This is a genomic window from Candidatus Dormiibacterota bacterium, assembly GCA_036495095.1.
Classification (GTDB): domain Bacteria; phylum Chloroflexota; class Dormibacteria; order Aeolococcales; family Aeolococcaceae; genus CF-96.
Window position 1 is genome coordinate 1 of record DASXNK010000063.1, and the last position, 20006, is coordinate 20006.

Sequence of the window (20006 nt, forward strand, 5' to 3'; positions counted from 1 at the left end):
GTCCGGCAGGGAGGCCGCCGAGCCGCTCACGCGGCAGAGCCTCGAGCTGCTCACCCGGTACCACGACCGGCTGTCGGCGCAGGCCACCCACGGCGTGCTCCTCGTCCTCCAGGCGCTCGACGCCGCCGGGAAGGACAGCACCATCAAGCACGTCATGAACGGGCTCAACCCCAGCTTCGTGCGGGTGAGCAGCTTCAAGGTGCCGTCCAACGACGAGCTGATGCACACCTACCTGTGGCGCTACTCCACCCGCCTCCCCGAGCGCGGCTGCATCGGCATCTTCAACCGCTCCCACTACGAGGAGGTGCTGGTGGTGCGGGTGCACCCCGAGCTCCTCGCCCGGCAGCGGCTGCCCCTGGAGCTGATGGGCCCCGACATCTGGGAGCGCCGGTTCCGCGAGATCAACGGGTGGGAGCGCGAGCTCGTCGACAACGGCGTCCGGGTCGTCAAGGTGTTCCTCAACGTCTCCCGCGAGGAGCAGCGGCGCCGCTTCCTCGAGCGTATCGACGATCCCCGCAAGAACTGGAAGTTCTCCGCCGCCGACGTGCGCGAGCGGCGGTGGTGGGACGACTACATGCGCGCCTACTCGGACGCGCTCAGCCACACCAGCACCCGCTGGGCGCCATGGCACGTGGTGCCCGCCGACCACAAGTGGTTCACCCGCCTCTGCGTCGCCGGGCTGGTGCTCGACACCCTCGTCGACATCGACCCGCAGTACCCCCGGCCCAGCGAGGAGGAGCGGCGGGCGCTCCTCGAGGCCCGGGCGGAGCTGGAGGCCGAGACCGGCTGAGCCGGGTTCGGCTCGGCTCCTCCCCCAGGTGCAGCTGTCCCGGGGACGGTCACCGCGACCGCGGTCCCGGCGTGCCCACGTAGCGCTGGGCCCGGTCGCTCGCAACCACCTGGCCGTCGCCGCTCTGGAGAAAGCCGGTGACCCAGCCCTCCTCCCACCAGGCGACCAGCTGCCCGGTCATGTCCGACCAGCGGTCGGAGGAGAGCGCCGACACCACCAGCACGTCACCGTCCCAGCGGTCGGGCTCACCCACGGCGAGCTCGCCGGCGTGGCCGGCGAAGCGGTCCTCGCCGGGGTCGGCCACGACGTACACGTAGGGGCTGCCGGAGCGGTGGAGGATCAGCTCGCCCTGGGGGTCCTCGTAGAGCGAGACCCGTGCCGGCGCCATCGCCCGTCCTCCTGACCTGGCGGCACGAACGACCGTTCGTGGCTCCCGGCCAGCATACCAGCGGGGGTGCGGCGGCAACCGCCGCGGCGGCGCTCACTCCTCGACCGCGTCGATGATCCGCTCCAACGAGCCGTCCTCCCGGACACAGGTCTGGAACTGGGCGACCACGTCGGGCCGGGTCACCGGCGGGGCGCCGTCGGAGGGCACCCAGTCGCGCACCGCGACGATGCGCAGCCGGTGACGCGCCCGGTGCCCGTCCGTCCACTCCAGGTGGTCGCCGCGCTGCATGTGGAGCAGCGGGGTGAACACCCCGGCGTTGTGACCGAGGAAGTAGCGCCGCCCGGTGATGCAGGTGTCGATCGCGGCCTCCCCGCTCTGGAGCGGCGTCCGCCCGCTGCAGTCGCTGTATGTGCCGACTCCGGCGTGAAGGGTCCGGTCGTCACTGGTGAGCACGCCGTTGCTCGACGCGTGCGCAGGGGACGGTGCCAGCGGCAGCAGCGCCGGGGGAACCAGCATCAGCAGCAGCGGGAGGGAGGTGCGAAGCCGGAGGGCGGGGAGCGGCATCACCGGTTACCTCGCGATGTGGCGGAAACGCAGGGCGCAAGGAGACCGCAGCGCCGGAATCGCCACAAGGCTCACATGCGTGCACGCGGCGACACCGATGCGCATCGGCGAGGGATGCATCCGCATCCCTGCGCACCCGGGCGGATGGCCGTTGTGGCGGTGCTCGTGGGTGAGCTTTGCTTCGCGTCGCCCAGGCAACCGCAGGAGGACACATCAGCGTGAAGAGAACAGGTCTGCTCGGCACCGCGGGATCGATCGCCGCCGCGGCGCTTCTCACCGCGCCACTCTCGGCCGCAGCCGAGACCGCGCCCAACCAGCCCGCCGGGAGCGCCCAGGCGTCGGCGGTGCAGGTGTCGCTGTCACCCACGGCGTTGCTCACCGCGCTCCCCGCGGTGAACGGCGCTCTCCACCGCGCCCTCGCGGGCCACGGCGAGCACGATCTCGTGGTCCGGCTCGCCGGCACCCAGGCGAGCGGGCAGCTGCTGTCGGCGCCCTCGACCGACCTGCAGCAGGGGCATGCGGAGTCGACCGCGCTCGACGTCGACCTGGCGCCACTCGGCGACCAGCTGAGCGCGGTGCAGGGGGCGCTGGACGGCGCGCTCTCCACGCTCCGGACGGTGCAGCTGCCCGGCGCCGGGGCGCTCAGCCCCGGGGCGATCGGCCAGGGGAGCGGCCTGCTCTCCGGGGTGCTCGGCGGCAACCCGCTGGGGGGCTCGCTGCTGCCCCAGCTCATCAGCCTCGGCTCCGGCCTGGGCCAGGTCCAGGCGCTGCTGGCCGGCCTCGCCGGCGACGGCGGCCCGGGCGGCGTGCTCCACGGCCTCGACCCCAGGCTCGCCGAGACGGTGAGCGCCCGCTACAACGTCCCCGGCCTCCCCGACACCCCGGTGGCCGACGCCAGCCTCGCCGACATCAACCTTCCCGCGGGGGCGCCGCTGCAGCTGCAGCTCGCCCCCTTCCACGCCCGGGCGGTGAGCTCCGCCCTCGCCGCCGTCAACCACATCGACGCCGCCCAGAGCTCCGCCGACAACCAGATCACCAGCCTCGACCTCACCCCGAGGCTGGGGCTGCCCGGAGCCGGCGCGGCGGGTCCGCTGGGCGGCCTGCAGAGCACGGTGACCGGCCTGCTCGACCAGCGCACCGGCCTGCCCGCGGTCGAGTCGCTGCTCCGCGGCACCACCGGCAGCACCGGCCTGCTCCAGGGCCTGCCCCTCGCCGGCGGCGCCGATCCCGCCGGGGCGCTGCGCACCGTGCAGGGGCTGACCGCCAGCCTCGGCAGCCTCAGCCCGCTGCTCGGCCCGGACAGCCTGGTCGGGTCGCTGCTCGGCGGCGGCCTGTCCCTCAACTCGCTGATCCGGGCCACCGACGTCGCCTCCGCGGCGGCGGTGCAGCCGGCGGGGCCGGGCGCGGTGCAGGCGGTGGCCACCACCCGGGTGGCCGACCTCCAGGTGCTGCCGCTCGCCGCCTCGCTGCTCCGCGGCGTCCTCGGCGGACTGCCCGCCGGCACCGCCGCCGGCCTCACCCAGCGGCTCGGCAGCCTTCCCGACCTTGCACTTCTGGACATCAAGGGCGCGAACTCGAGCGCCCAGAGCAGCCTCGGCAGCGGCTCGGGAAGCCCCCACGGCAGCGCCGGCTTCGCCGAGATCGACGTCCTGGGGGTGCCGGTCGCCGGCGCCGCCGACGCGCTCGCGCTGGCGCCGGGTACCGAGAGGGACGTGCCCATCCCCGGCACCGGCCTGGCGCTGCTGATCAGCCGGGGACTGCCCAGCGTCGGCTTCGACACCCCGCTGCACCGAAGCGTGTCGGTGACCGGTCTCGATGTGCGCCTGGTCGGCGACGGCGCCGGCCCGCTGGGTGACCTGCTCGGCGGCTCGTCCGGCACCGGCGGCGCCGGCCGTCCGATCGCCGCGGTGACCCTGGCGAGCTCGGCGGCGCAGATCGCGTCGACGCCGGCGACCGGGATCTCCGCCACCGCCGCCCCGGCGCTGCTCACCGCCGCGCAGGGGCCGATCTCGCCGTCCACCGGCGGCTTCGGCGCCGCCCTGCCGATGGGCACCGCCGCCGGCCTGGTGGCGCTCACGCTCGCCCTCCAGGCCGCTCCCCGGCTCGCCGCCCGGCGGCGGCCGGAACGCCCCGAGAACCCGTGACCCAGGGGAGGGCGGCGTCCCCGCCGCCCTCCCTCCCTCCCCCTCCCCACCACGAGGCCGCCATGAACGTCCAGCACCCCCACCGATGGGTCCGTCGCGGCAGCTGGGGGCTGATGGGCGCCGCCATGCTCATCGCCGCCTACGCGCTGACGCTGGTCGCCTACCAGGGCTACCGGCAACACCACCTGCTCGCCGACTGGGACCGGCTGCATCCGCCGCAGTCCATCCCGCTCACCGGGTCCACGCCGGCCACGGTGGTGCTCGCCGGCCACCCCCACCTCGCCGGCGGCCGGCCGATCTTCCGCCTGGCGATCCCCTCGATCCACGTCGAGTCGATCGTCACCGAGGGGATCGACGGCGGCATCCTCAGCAGCGGTCCCGGCCACGACCCCCACACCGGCTACCCGGGCGAGGGCGGCCTCATCCTGGTCGGGAACCACAACGGCTTCTCGCTGAGCTGGGGTGACCTCCGCCCCGGCGACGAGGTGCGCCTCGACGCCGGCTACGGCAGCTTCGCGTACCGCATCGCCCGCCGCACCGTCGTGGGCGGGGACGACCGCGCCTACATCGACCGCCCCCGCGACGCCGAGACCCTCGCGCTGGTCACCTGCTGGCCGCTCTGGCAGGGCGCCTTCGCCCGTCAGCGGCTGGTGCTCGAGGCCACGCCGGTGGCGAGCACGTGAGGGCACCCCGGGCCGCCGCCGCCGGCGCCATCGCCGCCGCCGCCGCCGCCACCGGTCTGCTGACCACCGGCGCCGAGCCGCCGCCGGCTCCCGCCTCCGGGTGCGCGGTGGCGGTGACCGCGGTGAGCCCGGCGGTCGCCCATCGCGGCGAGCAGGTGACCGTCAGCGGCTCCGGGTTCACCTGCGACGGAGCCGCCGCCGCGCCGCCCTCGGTCACCGTCGACGGCAGGCCGCAGTCCGTGCTCGGAGACGCCGGCGACGGCGCGCTGGTGATCGAGGCCGGGGACGCCTGGGGAGCGGTGCAGGTGAGCGTGCGCGACCGCTGCGGGAGGTGCTCCCCGGCGCGCAGCAACGACGACCACCTGCTGCTCGGTGCACCGGCGACCACCGGGGGCACCCGGCTGGTCACCGAGGGCGGCCGTTTCAGCGTCGCCGGCTCGGGCCTGGACCTCGGCGGCCACCTCGCCGGCGCCGGCGCCACCGCCTGCGGCGAGGCGCTGGACGCGGGCGCGCGCAGCGACACCGCGCTGGCGCTCACCGCGCCCGCCCACTTCTGCCAGGGCCCCCTGACCCTGCGCCTGGTCGCCTTCACCGACACCGAGCACAGCGCCACCACCGCCGTCGACGTGCCCGGCGGCGCGCTCGACACCGCGATGACCGTCAGCGGGATCTCCCCCGCCCATGCCGCGGCGGGCGAGCGGGTCTCGGTCGCCGGGTCGGGGTTCGGCGGGAGCGGGACGGCCCTGCTCCACGGGCGGCCGGTGCCGTCGAGCTGGTTCGACCGGGCGGTCGAGGTGGTGCCGGTCGCGGGCTCGGCGCCGGGTGAGCTCGAGCTGGTCCGCGCCGACGGCCGCCGCGTCGACGCCGGTGCGCTGGGCGTCGACGCCGCGCCGTCGAACCGGCCCGCGCCCGTGACCTCGACCCCCACGCACCTCCCGCCCACCCCGCCGGCGACCCCGTCGCCCGGTGCCGCGGCGGCCGCGGTGCCGGCTCCGCCGCCCGCGCTGGCCCTGCGCCCGGCGCGGAGCAGCGGCGAGCCGGGGCGCGACCTGCCCTTCACCGTCACCCTCACCGCCGCCGGGGCGCCGGTGGCGGGCGCGGCGGTGGAGGTGGTCTTCGCCCGCGCCCCCGGCGGCGACGCGTCGGTGACACCGGCGCACGGGGTCACCGACGCCGGCGGGCGCGTATCCGGAGTGGTCCGCCTCAGCCGGCATCCCGGAGAGCACGTCCTGGTCGCCCGTGCGGGGCCGTCCTCCGACCGGATCACGGTGGCGGCCTGCTGTGCGCCCGCCATCGCCGCCGGCGCCCTCCGCGCCGGGGATGCACCCTCGAGCGGCGGCGCGCAGCGCATCCTGATCGCCGCGGCGCTGGCCGCTTGTCTAGTCCTCTTCGTCTCCGGCTTCGTCATGAACCTGGTCACCGGCGCGTCCCGGACTGGGCGGATAAGACTGCAATAATCCGTTCATAACGCGCTGGACGCGACGCCGGGTTGCGGCTATCCTCTGTGGCGGTTGTCGCAGTGAGGGGCGGACCGGCGGACTGGTCCATCCGAGTATGTGCCGAGGGGGGACCACGTTCGGAGACCAGGCATGGCGCTGTGTGGACATCGAGCGTGAACGGCGACGCCGCGGACGTTCGTGTCCTTCTCGTCGAGGACCATCGCATGGTCGCCGAGGCGATCGCCTCCGCCCTCAACGAGCGCGCCGGCATCCGGGTGGTGGGAACCGCGGGGTCGATGGCCGAGGCCTGCGGCGGGCTCCGGGGCGTGGACGCCGACGTCGTGCTCGTCGACTACCGCCTGCCCGACGCCACCGGCACGGTGGTTGCACGGGAGCTGATGGCCCAGCGCCCCGAGGTGCGGGTGGTGATCATCACCGCCGCCGAGGACGAGGCGATCCTCACCGAGGCGCTCGACGCCGGCTGCTGCGGCTGTGTGCGCAAGAGCGCCGGCATCGAGGAGCTGGTCAGCGCGGTGCAGGCGGCCAGGGCGGGCAAGGTGGTAATCCCGGCGGTGCTGCTGGAGAGGGTGATGAACCACCTGCGCCAGCCTGCCGACAGCATCCTCTACGGGCTGACCCCTCGCGAGCTCGACGTCCTCCGGCTGCTCGCCGGCGGATGGACGACGCGCGCCATGGCGGACGAGCTCGGAGTCACGTTCCACACCATCCGGAACTACGTCCAGGCGGTCATCCAGAAGCTGGGAGCGCACTCCCGCCTCGAGGCCGTCGCCATCGCGCTCCGCGAGGGGGTGGTGGCCTCGCCGGAGCGCTGACCGAGGCCGTCGGCGGCGTGTGATCCGGGTCCGCAGGGGATCCAGTAGCGCACCGTGGTGCCGCAGCCGGGGTGGGACGAGAGCAGCAGCCAGCCGCCGGCGATCTCGGCCCGCTCGCGCATGCTGGTCATGCCCAGGTGACCGGGCTCGGCATCGTGCCGCACCTTCGCAATGGTGAAGCCGACGCCGTCGTCGTCGATGCTGGCGAGCACCCCCTCGTCGACGCTCTCCAGGCGGATGCGCACGGTTGCGGCGGCGGCGTGCTTGCGGACGTTGGCCAGCGCCTCCTGGGCGATCCTGTAGACGACGATGCTGCACTCCTGGTCGGGCTCCGCGGTGAGCTCGTCCTCCACCATCACCCGGGTCGGGGTGCCCTCGAGTCCGCGCCGCGCGTGGTCGGCGATCGCCGAGCTGAGCCCGGCGCCGTCGAGCCGCGGCGGCCCCAGCTCGAGGAGCAGGGCGCGGAGCCGGCGCACCGCGTCGGCGAGGGTGGCGTCGATGCAGCCGATCAGGTCGAGGTCGCGCGGCGAGGTCAGCCGCCGCTTCAGCTGCTCGAGACGGATTCCGATCGCCGTCATCGCCTGCAGCGAGTCGTCGTGCACGTCGTAGGCGATGCGGGTGCGCTCCGCCTCCTGGGCGGTCACCAGCTGGCTGAGCAGGCGGCGCCGCTCCTGGTCGGCCCGGTACAGCTCGGTGATGTCGTTGGCGATGCCGAAGCCGCCCACGATCATGTCGCCGTGGTGGATCGAGCCGAACCACACGTCGAAGGCATGCTCGTCACGGATCACCACCGCCCGCACCTCGTCGCCCTCGAGGGCGACGCGGACCCGGTCGGTGAGGTCGAGCCGGGACAGCTCGGCGTCGAACACCGAGAGGCCGATCAGCTCGTCGCCGCCCATGCCGAGGTAGCTCAGGCAGCGCCCCGCCGCCATGGTGATCACCCCCCGCGCGTCGAAGACGAACACTGCGACCGGGGCGGTGTTGACCACCGCCAGCAGCCGCGCCTCCGCCTCGGTGCGGGCGCGCTCGCTGCGCAGCGCGTGGGCGAGCAGGGCGCGCAGCCATGCCTCCTGGCGGAGCATGGCCTCGTCGAGCTCCCGGCGGAGGGTGAAGTCCTGGATGTGGAGCAGGTGGTGGGTCACCTCCCCGCCGTGGCGGTGGAGGACGGTGGCGTCGACCAGGGCGTGCACCGTCGCCCCGTCGGCGCGTCGCAGCTGCGCCTCGGCGCGCCGGCCGGGTTCGAGCGGCCAGGCGACCCCGCGGGCGGCGACCAGGTCGCACTCGGGCGCGGCGAGCCGGTGTCCGACCAGGTCCGTGCACGAGCGCTGGAGCATCTCGCAGAGGGCGTGGTTCACCTGCACGCAGCGACCCGCGGTGTCGACGATCGCCATCCCCATCGGGGCGTCGTTGAAGATGGTGCGGAAGCGCTCGTCGACGTCGCGCCCGGCCTCGACGGTGGAGATGTCCTCGGTGGCGTCGAAGGCGACACCGACGACGCCGAGCAGCTCCCCGGCCTCGCCGCGCACCGGTGCGCGCGAGAAGCCGATCACCCGGCCGTTGAGGTCGACCTGGCCGCTCACCGCCTGTGCCGGGCTCCACAGCGCGGGCAGGGCCTGGTCGAGGGCGGCGGTGCGCTGCGCGCGCTCGTTGAACAGCGTGAGCAGGTTCTGGCCGACGAGCATGGCGGGGTCGAGCCCCAGGCGCTCGAGCATCCGCCCGTCCGCGAACGTGCAGACGCCGGACGCATCGCAGGTGAAGAGGACCATGGGAGCACCGGCGACGATGCTCCGGAGATCGGTGAGAGGGTCGTGAGCGCTGTCCTCGGAGCGCAGCTCCCTCAGCCGGGGGGGCCTGATCATCGTGACGTCCTCGGATCGGATTGCCCAGTCGCGTGCGAGGCTTCGGCGGGACCTTCATCAAGCCAGGGCCGGCGGGAGGCGGCAAGATGCATTTGCGTCCCCGGCGCGGCCACCTGTGCGAACTGTCAGCGCCGGCCGCCGTCACCCCGCGGCCGTCTCCAGGATGGCCTCGACCAGATGGTGGGCGTTGGCGCCCTTGACCACGTACCGGTCGGCCCCGGCGCTGAGGATCCGGGTCATCTGGGCACGGTCGTCGGCAGCCGAGTAGGCGACGATGCGGGTCTCCGGCGAGGCCGCGCGGATGCCGATGATGGCCTCCAGCCCGCCCCCGCGGGGGATCCGCACGTCGACGACCGCAACCCCCGGGTGATGCTCGCGGACCAGGCGCACCGCCGCCTCCGCGTCGCCGGCGACCCCCACCACCCGGAGGTCGGGATGCTCGCTCAGCATGTCGGCGAGCGCGTCCCGCACCGCGGCCTCGTCGTCGGCGATCACGACCGTCAGCGGCACAGCGGTCGGCCCGGCGCCCGCACCGGCGTCTCGGGACCGCGGTTCACCCGCAGCCAGTAGCCGCTCAGCTGGCGGACCACCTCCTCGAACCGCTCGAAGTCCACGGGCTTGACCACGTAGCTGTTGGCGCCCAGCTTGTACCCGCGGACCACCTCGCTCTCCTGACCCGCCGAGGTGAAGAGCACCACCGGGATGTGGCGCAGCCGCGCGTCGGTCTTCACCTCGGCGAGGACCTCGAGGCCGTCGACCCGCGGCAGCTTGATGTCGAGGAGGATCACCCTGGGGCAGGGCCGCCCGGCGCGGTCGGCGTGGCGGCCGGTGGCGCGCAGGTACTCCAGCGCCTCCTCGCCGTCGCGCACCGCCGCCACCGCGACCGGGCCACCGTGACTGCGGAGGCTGTGCAGCATCAGCTCCTCGTCGTCGGGGTTGTCCTCGACCAGCAGGACGTCGACGGCGTCGGTGGCGTCCACGCTCACGGCTTCTCCCCGCTGTCGCCGATGGTGAAGTAGAAGGTGGCTCCCATCCCGGGCTCGGCCTCGGCCCAGATCCGTCCGCCGTGCCGGTCGATGATGCGGTGCACGATGGCGAGACCGGCGCCGTTCCCGGTGAAGTCCGGTCCGTCGTGCAGCCGCTCGAAGAGACCGAAGAGCCGGTGCGCGTACCGCATGTCGAAGCCGATGCCGTTGTCGCGGACGAAGTACACCGGCGCCGCGCCATTCCCGCCGGCACGCCGCCAGCCCACCCGGACGACCGCGCGCTCACCCGGCCGGGTGAACTTCACCGCGTTGCCGATGAGGTTCTCGTAGACCTGGCCGAGGAGCACCGGGTCGGCCCGGCACCGCGGCATCTCGTCGACGCTGATGTCGACCGCGCCGTCGCCGCCGGCGCGCAGCTGCTCGGCGGCGGCCCGCGCCGCAGCCGCCGGGTCGACCGGCTGGAGGATCAGGCGCCGGCCGCCGAGGTGGGCGTGGTCGAGCAGGGCGTCGATGAGCCGGCCCATCCGCTGCGCGTTGCGGGCGATGGTGGCGAGGTGGCGCCTCCCCTCCGCTGACAGGGCGGCGCCGTCGGCGGCCTCGAGCATCCGCGCGAAGCCGTGGATGGCGCGCAGCGGAGCGCGCAGGTCGTGGGACACGGTGTAGGTGAAGGCGCCCAGCTCGCGATTGCTCGCCTCCAGCTGCGCGGTCCGCTGCTGCACCCGCGCCTCGCTCTCACGGCGTCCGCTGATCGCGGCGGCGAGCACCAGCGCGGTGAGCCCCACCGCGGCGCTGTAGAGCTGCAACTGGATGAGGCGGTCGTTCATCGTCCCCGCGGCGAACGGTCCCCGGCCGTGCACCGTGCACCAGATCGCCACCGACGACACCGCCAGGGTCACGGCGGCCGCTCCGGCCTGCTCGAAGCGCACCGCGGCCCACACCACCAGGGGGAAGAGCATGTACGCGAACCCCCCGGAGCCGAGGAACACGACGAGGGCGACGGCCAGGGTGACAGCGGCGAGCGCCGCGCCCTCGAGGTCGCGCAGCCGCAGGCGGCGCGGGCGCCCCAGCGCCGCGTGCAGCACCAGGACCACGGGGGCGAACAGCACCACCCCGATGCCGTCGCCGAGCCACCAGGTGGTCCAGACGGTGGGCAGCGTGCCCGACGGAGCCACCCCGCCGAGCACCAGTGCGGCGGTGCCGGCGGAGGCGGCCACCACCGGCGCGACCAGGCCGCCGAGGACGGTGAGCAGCACCACGTCGCTGATCCGGGTGAGCGCGACGCGCATCCCGGCGCGGCGCAGCAGCGTGGTCGCGACCAGGTACTCGCCGGTGTTCCCGGCGGCGATCCCCGCGGCCACCGCCGGGGCCAGCCCGGTGGTGAGGTTGACGAGGAACGCGGCGATGGCGAGCGCCGGCCACACCCGCGATCCCAGGATCAGCAGCGCCGCCACCGCCACTCCCGACGGCGGCCAGACCGGCGAGACGTTGGTGTGCCGGAACTGCAGCAGCAGCCCCAGCCGCGCCGCCGGGTAGTACAGCAGCACCACGAGCACGAGTGCCGCCACCGCCCGGAGCACGGCGGCCGGGTCAGGACGCGCTCTGCCGACTGCCGCGGACATCTTCACGGGCTCCGGAGATGCTACCCGAGGATCCGCCGACGGCCCTTAAGGACCGGTTAAGCGTTCGCCCCGAGCTGGTCGCCGAGGAAGGCGAAGGTCCGCCTGCGCTCCCTGACCACGGTGTCGCCCCAGGGGTGATCCTCCCACGCCTCGGGGAGCCCGAGCGCGAACCCGAGCAGGTCATCGCACCCTCGCACAGCGTCGTCCACGGCACGCGACGGTACAACAGAGCCCTGCGGCATGTTTCTCGTGCTCCTGGCCGAAACGCAGTGCGCGGGAGGCGCCGCAGCGCCTCCCGCGATGGGAACGGGGGGACGTGGTCCCCTCCCGAGACCTAGTTTCTTGCCGACGCCGGGGACAGGTTGGTGAGCTGCTGCTCGACCCGGCGCAGGCCGTCGGCCATCGAGCGCGCGGCGCCGATCACGTGGCACTCGGTCCGGACGAGGCGGTTGAACGGCAGCGACATCAGGGACTCCTGGAGCTCGTCGGCGGTCGACGCCTCGCACAGCAGGGCACAGGCGCGCTCTCCCACGAACGGGTAGACCGCGGTGATGCGCTTGTCCTTGCCCGCGGCGAGCTGCTCGTACGACTCCCTCACCAGCGCAACCTCCTGCGCCGGGGGCAGCACCGACCCCTCGTTGCCACGGATCAGCACCAGAAACTGCATGTCGGGGACCCTCCATCGTCTGTCGATCTGTGTCGAGAACCGGCGGGTGCTCTGCAGTCTAGGGGCGCCCCGCGCAGACCGGGTGAACATTGTTCGGGCGTCGTGTTAAGGTTCCGTCGCCGTCCCCACCCGGCGGTCCTGTGTGCGACACGGGGCCGCCCGAGCACCACAACCCTGTCTATGACTCGGAATTGGCACTAAACGCGGTAGTTGAAATTTAGGTGCACTTGGCGTCAACGTGTGAGTCGCTGCGTTCGGTCCGTACGTAGCGAATCAGGGAGGGAGCCCAAATGACGGGTGCACACGACTTCCTCACCATCGGGGAGGCGGCGGAGCTCTGTGGCCTGTCGCGCTCCGCGTTGCGCCGGGCGGTGGCCCGGGGGCATCTGGCGGCGTGGCACACGCCCGGCAACCACCTGCGGGTCGGCCGGAAGGACTTCGCCGACTTCCTTCGGGGCCTGGGAGCGGTCGAGCTCGCCGGGCGCGCCGAGCAGCGGAGGACGACCACCACGACGCCGTAGGATCCGGCCTCAGGAGCCGCCGGTCACCGCCTGTCCCCTGCCGAACCCGGCTCCGGGGCCCTGCGGCGGCGGCTGGAACCCCCCGGCGCCGGGGGGCTGCGGGTCCTGGGGCTGGGCCGCGCCCGGGTCGGTGACCTGGGCGGCGCCGTTCGAGGCCTGGGAGTGACCGGGGATGGTGGCCGCGGCGACGGCGCCGATCCCCGCCACCGCGGCGACAGCGGCGGCGGCGATCCCGATCCGCCAGCTGGCCAGCCGGGCGAGGGCGCCGTCCCGGACCTCGGCCGGCGACCCCGGCGCCCGGTGTGCCGGGGTCACCGCGACCCCTGGCGCAGGCGCAGGGCGAGCAGCGGGCAGGCGGCGGCGGCGCGGCGCGCGTGGCCGACCAGGGGCCCCGGCACCGGCACCGGCCGGACCAGGGGGTAGCCCCAGTCGTCGAGCCGGATCAGCTCGGGGAGCAGTTCGGCGCAGAGGCCGTGGCCGTCACAGCGGATCCGATCGACCTCGAGCGTGGGCCCCTCCATCAGGCTGCCTCGCGAGCGCGGACCGAGCATCCGCCCCGCCGGTGGTGGTGGAGGAACTCCTCGTCGAAGACCCGGAGCGCGGAGAGCAGGAACCCGGCCGCCCCGTCGGGGTGGTGGCAGGCGCCGCGGCCGCTCAGCTCACCCGACCAGCGCCGGAGGCGCTCGAGGTCGTCGGGCTCCGCTCCGGTGACGGCGAGGCGGTGCATCGCGGCGGCGGCGGCCCGCAGCCCGAAGACGCAGGGGCCGCACTGGCGGGCGCTCTGCTCGGCGAGGTAGGTGATGATCCGGGCGCTCTCGACCACCCCGCAGCGGTGCTCGGGGAGCACCGCGACCACGCCGCAGCCGAGCGAGTGGCCGCGGTCGCGCAGGGCGGGGGCGTCGAGGGGCAGCCCCCAGGCCTGCTCGGCCGCCACCCAGCCGCCGAAGTAGCCGCCGAGCAGCACCGCGCGGGCGGGCGCGCCGAGGCCTCCGCCACCGGTCACCGCCTCGCCGACGGTGCTGCCCTGGGCGACCTCGAGCACCCCGGGTACGGCCACCGCCCCGCTCAGGGTCAGCAGCGCTGTGCCCGCCGCCTCCCCCCGCCCGAGGTCTCGGAACCACCGGTCGCCGTGGCGGGCGATCATCGCCGCGTGGGCCAGGCTCTCGACGTTCTGGACCAGGGTGGGGCGGCCGTCGGCGCCGCGCTCGTAGGGTCGTGGCGGCAGCGACGTGGGCAGGGCGACGCCCTCGTTGAGGAAGTGGACGGCCGCGGTCTCCTCCCCGGAGACGTAGCGCGCCGGGGCGGTGGCGATGCGGGTGCTCCGCCGCTCGGCCTCGGGTCGCTCGGCGAGGGCCCGGCGGAGGGCGGAGACGGCGCCGGCGTGTTCGGCGCCGACGTAGAGCACCACCTCGCCGGCGCCGGTGGCGCGGGCGGCGAGGGCGGCGCCGTCGAGCACGAGGTGGGGTCGGGCCTCCATCAGCACCCGGTCCTTGCGGCTCAGGGGCTCGCCCTCGGCGCCGTTGACGAGCACCACCGGTCCGGAACCACCACGCTCCGCCACCGAGCGCCACTTGCGGCCCACCGGGAAGGCCGCGCCGCCGCGGCCGCGGAGGTCGCTGCGGTCGAGGAGGTCGATCAGCTCCGTCCCGGCGGAGGGCAGCGGGCCCAGCCGGGAGAGGTGGGCGGCGGCGGTCTCCATCCCGGCGCGGGGATCCGGGCCGGAGAGCAGGCTGAGACCGGTCATCGTCCCGCTCCGGAGGCGGTGCGGCGCACCGCGGCCCGCTTCTCGGCGGCGAGCGGGTCGCCCGGAGAGAGCAGCCGGTAGGCGCCGGCGGCGAGCACGCCGGCGACGCAGACGACGGTGATCCCGGACATCCACAGCGACCCGGCGTCGGTGCCGGTGCCGAGCCCGTGGAGCACCGCGACCGGCCAGCACCCGTAGGCCAGCCAGTGGATCGCCCGCCAGGCGCGGTGGCCGATCACCGAGCGCAGCAGGCTGGTGGCGGCGACGGCGAGCATCAGGTCGATGGCGATGACCCCCAGCCCCAGCCAGAGGGTGCGGTAGGAGGAACCGAAGGGCACGGTCGCGGCGACGATGCCGAGGTGGGTGTAGGGATCGACCACCGCGGTGACGATGTGGAGGGCGAGGAAGACCAGGGCCATCAGGGAGAGGTCTCGGTGCAGGGCGGCGGTGAGGAACCGCGGCCACCGGGGGCCGCCGGCCCGCGCCCGGGTGAGCATCCCCAGGGCGATGACGCCGCTCAGCAGCACCATGCTGACCACGCCCGCCGCGCGGGTCGTGTACCAGAGCAGGGTGGTGTTCATCGGCGCCTCCGTGGTGAGCTTTTCATCGGACAGCTCTCACGATGGGCCCGCGACCTCCAGCGATCCTGGGTGGTTCCTGGGAGAACGCTGGGAATCCAGCTCGATGCGGAGGGTCGGCGGCTGGGCGGTCTGCACCATGTGCGGTCCGGAATGCTTGGTGGCGGGCGCCGAAGCCATTCCTTAACGCACGGGGTAGCCTGATCCGGTCCATCATTGGGGGGGAAGATCAAATGCGGCTGACCACGCGCGTCCCGGATTCGCCACCCGTGCGTGCGGCGCGGTGATGGCGCCGCTGACCGTCGCGGCGACTCCATACCCGTTCCTCCTCGACCCCGCGTCGACCGCGCTGCTGATCATCGACATGCAGCGCGACTTCCTCGAGCCGGGCGGCTTCGGCGCCGCCCTCGGCAACGACGTGAGCCTGCTCCAGGCGGTGGTGCCGCCGCTCCGCCGGGTGCTGAGCGCGGCGCGGGCGGCGGGGCTGCCGGTGATCCACACCCGCGAGGGCCACCGTCCCGACCTCAGCGACTGCCCGCCGAGCAAGCTGGCGCGCGGCAACCTCCCCAACGGGATCGGCAGCCCCGGGCCCAAGGGCCGGATCATGGTGCGCGGCGAGCACGGCCACGACATCGTCGACGAGCTCGTTCCGCTCGAGGGCGAGGTGGTCGTCGACAAGCCCGGCAAGGGCTCGTTCCACGCCACCGACCTGGAGCTGATGCTGCGCAACCGCGGCATCGCCAGCCTGGTGGTCCCCGGGGTGACCACCGAGGTCTGCGTGCACACCACGGTGCGCGAGGCCAACGACCGCGGCTTCGAGTGCCTGGTCCTCGAGGACTGCGTCGGCTCCTACTTCCCCGAGTTCCACGAGGTCGGGCTGAGGATGATCGCGGCGCAGGGCGGCATCTTCGGCTGGGTCACGTCGTCTCCGCTCCTGCTCGACGCCCTCGCCGCCCTGGAAGGAGAAGCATGACCACCACCACCGCCCCGCCGACCGACGAGGCACCGGCGCCGCCCTTCCAGGTGCCGATCTGGACCCCGGGCGACCTCAACGCGTTCTTCGGCCTCGGCATCAACCTGCTCGTCAACGTGCTGGTGCTGGGATCGCTCGCGGCCGGGGTCGTCCACATCAGCGGTCACGACGTCAACGGCGTGATCCTCCCGGCGCTGGGCATCGAGCTGCTCATCGGCAACCTCTTCTACTTCACCCTGGCCCGCCGGCTGGCCCGCCGTGAGGGCCGCACCGACGTCACCGCGATGCCCTACGGGCCGAGCGTGCCCCACATGTTCATCGTGACCCTGGTGATCATGCTGCCCGTCTACCTGCGCACCCACGACCCGGTGCAGGCCTGGCAGGCCGGCATCGCCTGGGCCTTCATCATCGGGGTGATCATCCTGATCGGCGCCTTCGTCGGCCCCACGGTGCGACGCCTCACCCCGCGCGCGGCGATGCTGGGGACGCTGGCGGGCATCTCGGTCTCGTTCATCTCGATGCGCCCGGCGGCGCAGATGTGGACGGCGCTCTGGATCGCGCTGCCCACCTTCGCGGTGATCCTCATCGGATTCCTCTCCGGGGTGCGGCTGCCGCGCAACTTCCCGGTGGGCCTGGCCGCGCTGCTGCTCGGCACCGCGATCGCCTGGATCGGCGGCTACATGTCGCTGCCGGCGGTGGGCGACTCGGTGCACCAGATCGCCCTCTCGTTGCCGAACCTCGACCCGGGGCGGCTGATCCGCGGCCTGCAGGGCATCTCCCCGCTGCTCGCCACCGCCATCCCGCTCGGCATCTACAACTTCACCGAGGCGATGAGCAACGTCGAGAGCGCCGCCGCCGCCGGCGACAACTACAACCTGCGCAGCGTGCTGCTCGCCGACGGCACCGGGGCGGTGATCGGCTCCGCCCTGGGCAGCCCCTTCCCCCCCGCCGTCTACATCGGCCACCCCGGATGGAAGGCCGCGGGCGGCCGCGCCGGCTACTCGCTGGCCACCGGCATCAGCGTCTTCCTGCTCTGCGCCCTCGGGCTCTTCCCGCTGCTCGGCGCCCTCCTCCCCATCCCCGCGATCGTGCCGGTGCTGCTCTACATCGGCCTGGTGATCGGCGCCCAGGCGTTCCGCGCCGTCCCCCGCGCCCACGCCGCCGGGGTGGTGCTGGCGATGATCCCGAACATCGCGGCATGGGCCTCGGGACTGGTCGCGGGCGCACTCTCCGCCGCCGGCACCAGCGCCGACAGGGTGGGTGAGACCGCGCTCGCCAACGCCGGCATCATCAACTCCGGGCTGCTCCAGCTGGGCGAGGGCGCGGTGCTCGCGGGCATGGTGCTCGGCGCCATCGCGGTGCTGCTCATCGACCGCAGGTTCGTGCTCGCCGGGATCTACTGCTTCGTCGGCGCGGCGCTGGCGACGGTGGGGCTGATCCACGGCGGCCAGGTGGGCTTCTGGGTGTCGCCGAGCGTCGCGCTCGGGTACGCGCTCACCGGCGTGGTGTGCTTCGGCTTCAGCCTGCTCGGCGTCCCCGTCCGCGAGGTCGACCCCACCGACTCCAACGACGTCGCCGGCGTCGACGACTCGCCCGCCCCGACGCTGCGGCTGCCGCAGATGCCGCGACTCCGCGGCCGCACCGCGGAGGTTGCGCTCGCCGGCGAGAGTGTGGCCGTCGCCGTACCCCTGGAGGAGGCGGCGCCGTGAGCGGGGTGGTGGCCGACCCCTACACCTGGCCGTACGACGGCGACGTCGACCCCGCACACACCGCGCTGGTCTGCATCGACTGGCAGACCGACTTCTGCGGCGAGGGCGGCTACGTCGACACCATGGGCTACGACCTCGCCCTCACCCGGGCACCCCTGGAGCCGACCGTGCGCGTCCTCGCCGCGGCGCGCAGCCAGGGGATGATGGTGGTCCACACCCGCGAGGGTCACCAGCCCGACCTCTCCGACCTCCCCGCGAACAAGCGGTGGCGCTCCGGGCGCCTCGGCGCCGAGATCGGCACCGAGGGCCCGTGCGGACGCATCCTGGTGCGCGGCGAGCCGGGGTGGGAGATCGTCCCCGAGGTCACCCCGATGCCCGGCGAGGTGATCATCGACAAGCCCGGCAAGGGCGCCTTCTACGCCACCTCGCTCGACCTGGTGCTGCGCGTCGGCGGCATCACCCACCTGGTGCTCACCGGCATCACCACCGACGTCTGCGTGCACACCACCATGCGCGAGGCCAACGACCGGGGCTACGAGTGCCTGATCCTCTCCGACTGCACCGGCGCCACCGACCCCGAGAACCACAGGGCGGCGCTGCGGATGGTGACGATGCAGGGCGGCGTCTTCGGCGCCGTGGCCACCTCCGACGCGCTGCTCGCCGCGCTGTGAGCGCCGCCGCGGGCGCGCTGCAGGACGAGCGCGTGGTCGCCGAGGTGCGCGCGCAGTTCGACGCCTACGAGACCGCGCTGCTCGCCAACGACGTCGAGGCGCTCGACGGGTTCTTCTGGTCCAGCGACCGGGCGATCCGGTACGGCATCGCCGAAACCCTCTACGGTGCGGAGGAGATCGCCGCCTACCGGCGCACCGTCACCCGCGGGGCCTGGGACCGGGACCTCACCCGGGTGGAGGTGCGCACCTTCGGGAACGACGCCGCAGTGGTGGCGGCGGAATGGTCGTGGGAGGAGCAGTCGGGCCGGCAGACCCAAACCTGGGTGCGGCTGCCCGAGGGCTGGCGAATCGTCTGCGGACACGTCTCGCTGGCTCCGTGAACGGCGGGTAACCCTGGTCGCGCATAATGGCGGCCATCGCACGTGCATCCCTGATGGCGATGCGACGCACACAAACGATGCGCGCCCATGTCCGCACCTCCGGAGGCAGTCCCATGGCGAGAGCCCGTCAGACGCCAGCGGCGCCCGCGCCGCCGTCGCGCCGGCGGCGTGCCGCCGGAGCCGATACGTTGCGCAGCGCCGCCGACGACTTTCTGTCCCGCTTCGGCGGGCTGGTGGACGAGATCGTCGGGCTCCGCGAGGCGCTCGAGCAGGCGCAGCAGGAGAACCTCCGGCTCCGTGACGAGCTCGCCGAGGGCATCGACCTCTTCCGTGACGCGCGCGCCCTGGTGGTTCGCGCCGAGGCCCCGGTGCGCGGACGCGGCCGGGGCGGAGCCCGCTCGGCCGCCGAGCCGGGCCGTGGCCGCTCTCGCGCCGCCGCCCCGGCTCGCGTCGCCGGGCGGACTCGCACCCGCCCCGCCAACGGCAGGGTGACCCCCGCGGCGGTGACCGCCGACGTGGTGCGCGCGGTCATCGGCAGGATGGGCAGCGCCACCGCGGGCGAGATCGCCCAGCAGATCACCTCGGCGGGGACGCCGGTGTCGGGACGCGCGATCCGCCACATCGCCAAGGTGGCGGGGGCGGTGGCCCGGCCCGGCGAGGGCGGGCGCATGGTCTACACCCTGAGCTGACCGCGGCCCGGGCGCGCCGCTGTGACGATCCTGCCGCGCGGTCAGGGCGGGCGGAATCGCGTCGGTACAGTGGCCGCATGGGCGCCTCCTCCTCCCCCACCCCCGCGCAGGAGGCTCGCGCCCAGCGGCTCCTGGTCGAGCTGGTCACCCGCACCGGCCTGGGCCGTGGCGCCTCGCAGCTGCGGGTCGACGACGTGCGCATCGTCAAGGGCAGGACCACCGCGCTGATCGTGGTCGCCGTCTATCACGAGGTCGGCAGCCGCCGCCGGCACTCGATCGCGATCGGTGCGGACCCCGGCGCCGACGCCTGGGACCAGCTGAGCGACGCCGAGGTGACCGCCCTGCTGGCCCGCGATGCCGCCGCCTTCCTCGACGGCCACCACTGGCAGCGGCTGATCGGGGTCGGCCTCCGCGCCGCCGCCGCCCTGGGCGCGCTGGCCACCGTCGCCGCGGTGCTGCTCGGCAGCCAGACCGGGCTCGGCCTCCCGACTCTCGGGTTCGCCGTCCTCGCCGCCACCCAGCTGATCACCGCGGCACTGGGCCGCGGGCTCGACCTCCAGGCCGACCGGCGCAGCGTGGTGATGACCGGGAACGCCGCCGCGCTCGCCGGCTGCTACCGGCGCGAGGCCGCGACCGGCCCGGGACCCACCGGCGGCCTGGGCCGGGTGATCACCGCCTGGCGGCGCCTCGCCGTCGGCCGCGCCGCCGCCGATCAGCGCCTCGCCCACATCGCCGCGACCGCCGACCCGAGCTGAGGCCCCGGCCCGGG

At 74.3% G+C, this 20006-nt stretch carries 24 protein-coding genes; 12 read left to right on the forward strand and 12 right to left on the reverse strand.

Annotation, left to right across the window (positions count from 1 at the left end):
* Positions 1-790 (forward strand): PPK2 family polyphosphate kinase (locus tag VGL20_06570; protein ID HEY2703336.1); only part of this gene is annotated, 790 nt, incomplete at its 5' end.
* A 49-nt stretch (positions 791-839) separates the two neighbouring features.
* On the opposite strand, the gene VGL20_06575 is transcribed toward VGL20_06570, so the two are convergent.
* The gene (locus VGL20_06575) at positions 840-1178 is read right to left on the reverse strand and encodes a hypothetical protein (GenBank protein ID HEY2703337.1); all 339 of its coding nucleotides are present in this window, start codon (positions 1176-1178) and stop codon (positions 840-842) included.
* Positions 1179-1271: 93 nt separating this feature from the next.
* Positions 1272-1742: a hypothetical protein gene (locus VGL20_06580; protein HEY2703338.1), complete on the reverse strand. Its 471-nt coding sequence runs from the start codon at positions 1740-1742 to the stop codon at positions 1272-1274.
* A gap of 218 nt (positions 1743-1960) precedes the next feature.
* Between VGL20_06580 and VGL20_06585 the strand changes: the two genes are divergently transcribed.
* The 4 genes from VGL20_06585 to VGL20_06600 all read left to right on the forward strand — a co-directional run bounded on the left by VGL20_06585 (position 1961) and on the right by VGL20_06600 (position 6841).
* Positions 1961-3886 carry a hypothetical protein gene (locus VGL20_06585; GenBank protein HEY2703339.1) on the forward strand — a complete coding sequence of 642 codons (1926 nt, stop codon included), beginning with the start codon at positions 1961-1963 and terminating at the stop codon, positions 3884-3886.
* 62 nt (positions 3887-3948) lie between these two features.
* On the forward strand, positions 3949-4569 hold the full coding sequence (locus tag VGL20_06590) for a sortase (protein HEY2703340.1): 621 nt from the start codon (positions 3949-3951) through the stop codon (positions 4567-4569).
* Positions 4566-6026 (forward strand): hypothetical protein, encoded by a 1461-nt coding sequence (locus VGL20_06595; protein HEY2703341.1) that lies wholly within the window; start codon positions 4566-4568, stop codon positions 6024-6026. The genes VGL20_06590 and VGL20_06595 overlap by 4 nt, the downstream gene beginning before the upstream one ends.
* A 155-nt stretch (positions 6027-6181) precedes the next feature.
* Complete coding sequence (locus VGL20_06600) at positions 6182-6841, forward strand: response regulator transcription factor (protein HEY2703342.1); 660 nt, start codon at positions 6182-6184, stop codon at positions 6839-6841.
* Here the strand turns inward: VGL20_06600 and VGL20_06605 are convergent.
* The 6 genes from VGL20_06605 to VGL20_06630 form a co-directional block, all read right to left on the reverse strand.
* Positions 6742-8700: a PAS domain S-box protein gene (locus VGL20_06605; protein ID HEY2703343.1), complete on the reverse strand. Its 1959-nt coding sequence runs from the start codon at positions 8698-8700 to the stop codon at positions 6742-6744. The two genes, VGL20_06600 and VGL20_06605, sit on opposite strands and share 100 nt — an antisense overlap.
* A gap of 141 nt (positions 8701-8841) precedes the next feature.
* Positions 8842-9195, reverse strand: coding sequence for a response regulator transcription factor (locus VGL20_06610; protein HEY2703344.1), 354 nt, complete (start codon positions 9193-9195; stop codon positions 8842-8844).
* A 5-nt stretch (positions 9196-9200) separates the two neighbouring features.
* Entirely contained in the window at positions 9201-9686 is a 486-nt protein-coding gene (locus tag VGL20_06615) for a response regulator (GenBank protein HEY2703345.1), read from the reverse strand.
* Positions 9683-11251 carry an MASE1 domain-containing protein gene (locus VGL20_06620; protein ID HEY2703346.1) on the reverse strand — a complete coding sequence of 523 codons (1569 nt, stop codon included), beginning with the start codon at positions 11249-11251 and terminating at the stop codon, positions 9683-9685. The genes VGL20_06615 and VGL20_06620 overlap by 4 nt, the downstream gene beginning before the upstream one ends.
* A gap of 110 nt (positions 11252-11361) precedes the next feature.
* Positions 11362-11514, reverse strand: coding sequence for a hypothetical protein (locus VGL20_06625; GenBank protein ID HEY2703347.1), 153 nt, complete (start codon positions 11512-11514; stop codon positions 11362-11364).
* A gap of 125 nt (positions 11515-11639) precedes the next feature.
* Entirely contained in the window at positions 11640-11972 is a 333-nt protein-coding gene (locus tag VGL20_06630; protein HEY2703348.1) for a hypothetical protein, read from the reverse strand.
* Positions 11973-12262: 290 nt separating this feature from the next.
* Here VGL20_06630 and VGL20_06635 point away from each other — a divergent pair, with 290 nt between their 5' ends.
* Positions 12263-12493 (forward strand): helix-turn-helix domain-containing protein, encoded by a 231-nt coding sequence (locus VGL20_06635; GenBank protein ID HEY2703349.1) that lies wholly within the window; start codon positions 12263-12265, stop codon positions 12491-12493.
* Between the two features lie 9 nt (positions 12494-12502).
* Here VGL20_06635 and VGL20_06640 read toward each other — a convergent pair whose 3' ends face one another.
* The 4 genes from VGL20_06640 to VGL20_06655 are packed head-to-tail and all read right to left on the reverse strand — an operon-like array spanning position 12503 to position 14818.
* Positions 12503-12808 (reverse strand): hypothetical protein, encoded by a 306-nt coding sequence (locus VGL20_06640; protein HEY2703350.1) that lies wholly within the window; start codon positions 12806-12808, stop codon positions 12503-12505.
* Positions 12805-13014, reverse strand: coding sequence for a ferredoxin (locus VGL20_06645; protein ID HEY2703351.1), 210 nt, complete (start codon positions 13012-13014; stop codon positions 12805-12807). The genes VGL20_06640 and VGL20_06645 overlap by 4 nt, the downstream gene beginning before the upstream one ends.
* Complete coding sequence (locus tag VGL20_06650; protein ID HEY2703352.1) at positions 13014-14237, reverse strand: NADH-ubiquinone oxidoreductase-F iron-sulfur binding region domain-containing protein; 1224 nt, start codon at positions 14235-14237, stop codon at positions 13014-13016. Before VGL20_06650 ends, VGL20_06645 begins: the two co-directional genes overlap by 1 nt.
* The gene (locus VGL20_06655) at positions 14234-14818 is read right to left on the reverse strand and encodes a ferric reductase-like transmembrane domain-containing protein (GenBank protein ID HEY2703353.1); all 585 of its coding nucleotides are present in this window, start codon (positions 14816-14818) and stop codon (positions 14234-14236) included. The genes VGL20_06650 and VGL20_06655 overlap by 4 nt, the downstream gene beginning before the upstream one ends.
* A gap of 283 nt (positions 14819-15101) precedes the next feature.
* On the opposite strand from VGL20_06655, the gene VGL20_06660 reads away from it, so the two are divergent.
* The 6 genes from VGL20_06660 to VGL20_06685 all read left to right on the forward strand — a co-directional run bounded on the left by VGL20_06660 (position 15102) and on the right by VGL20_06685 (position 19992).
* Positions 15102-15788, forward strand: coding sequence for a cysteine hydrolase (locus tag VGL20_06660; protein ID HEY2703354.1), 687 nt, complete (start codon positions 15102-15104; stop codon positions 15786-15788).
* Positions 15785-17497, forward strand: a complete 1713-nt coding sequence (locus VGL20_06665; protein HEY2703355.1) for a regulator — start codon at positions 15785-15787, stop codon at positions 17495-17497. The genes VGL20_06660 and VGL20_06665 overlap by 4 nt, the downstream gene beginning before the upstream one ends.
* A complete protein-coding gene (locus tag VGL20_06670) occupies positions 17494-18168 on the forward strand; it encodes an isochorismatase family cysteine hydrolase (GenBank protein HEY2703356.1) in 675 nt (224 codons plus the stop codon). Before VGL20_06665 ends, VGL20_06670 begins: the two co-directional genes overlap by 4 nt.
* Positions 18165-18548, forward strand: a complete 384-nt coding sequence (locus tag VGL20_06675; GenBank protein ID HEY2703357.1) for an AtzH-like domain-containing protein — start codon at positions 18165-18167, stop codon at positions 18546-18548. Before VGL20_06670 ends, VGL20_06675 begins: the two co-directional genes overlap by 4 nt.
* A gap of 113 nt (positions 18549-18661) precedes the next feature.
* Complete coding sequence (locus VGL20_06680; protein HEY2703358.1) at positions 18662-19237, forward strand: hypothetical protein; 576 nt, start codon at positions 18662-18664, stop codon at positions 19235-19237.
* Positions 19238-19314: 77 nt separating this feature from the next.
* A complete protein-coding gene (locus VGL20_06685) occupies positions 19315-19992 on the forward strand; it encodes a hypothetical protein (protein ID HEY2703359.1) in 678 nt (225 codons plus the stop codon).
* Positions 19993-20006: the final 14 nt, after the last annotated feature.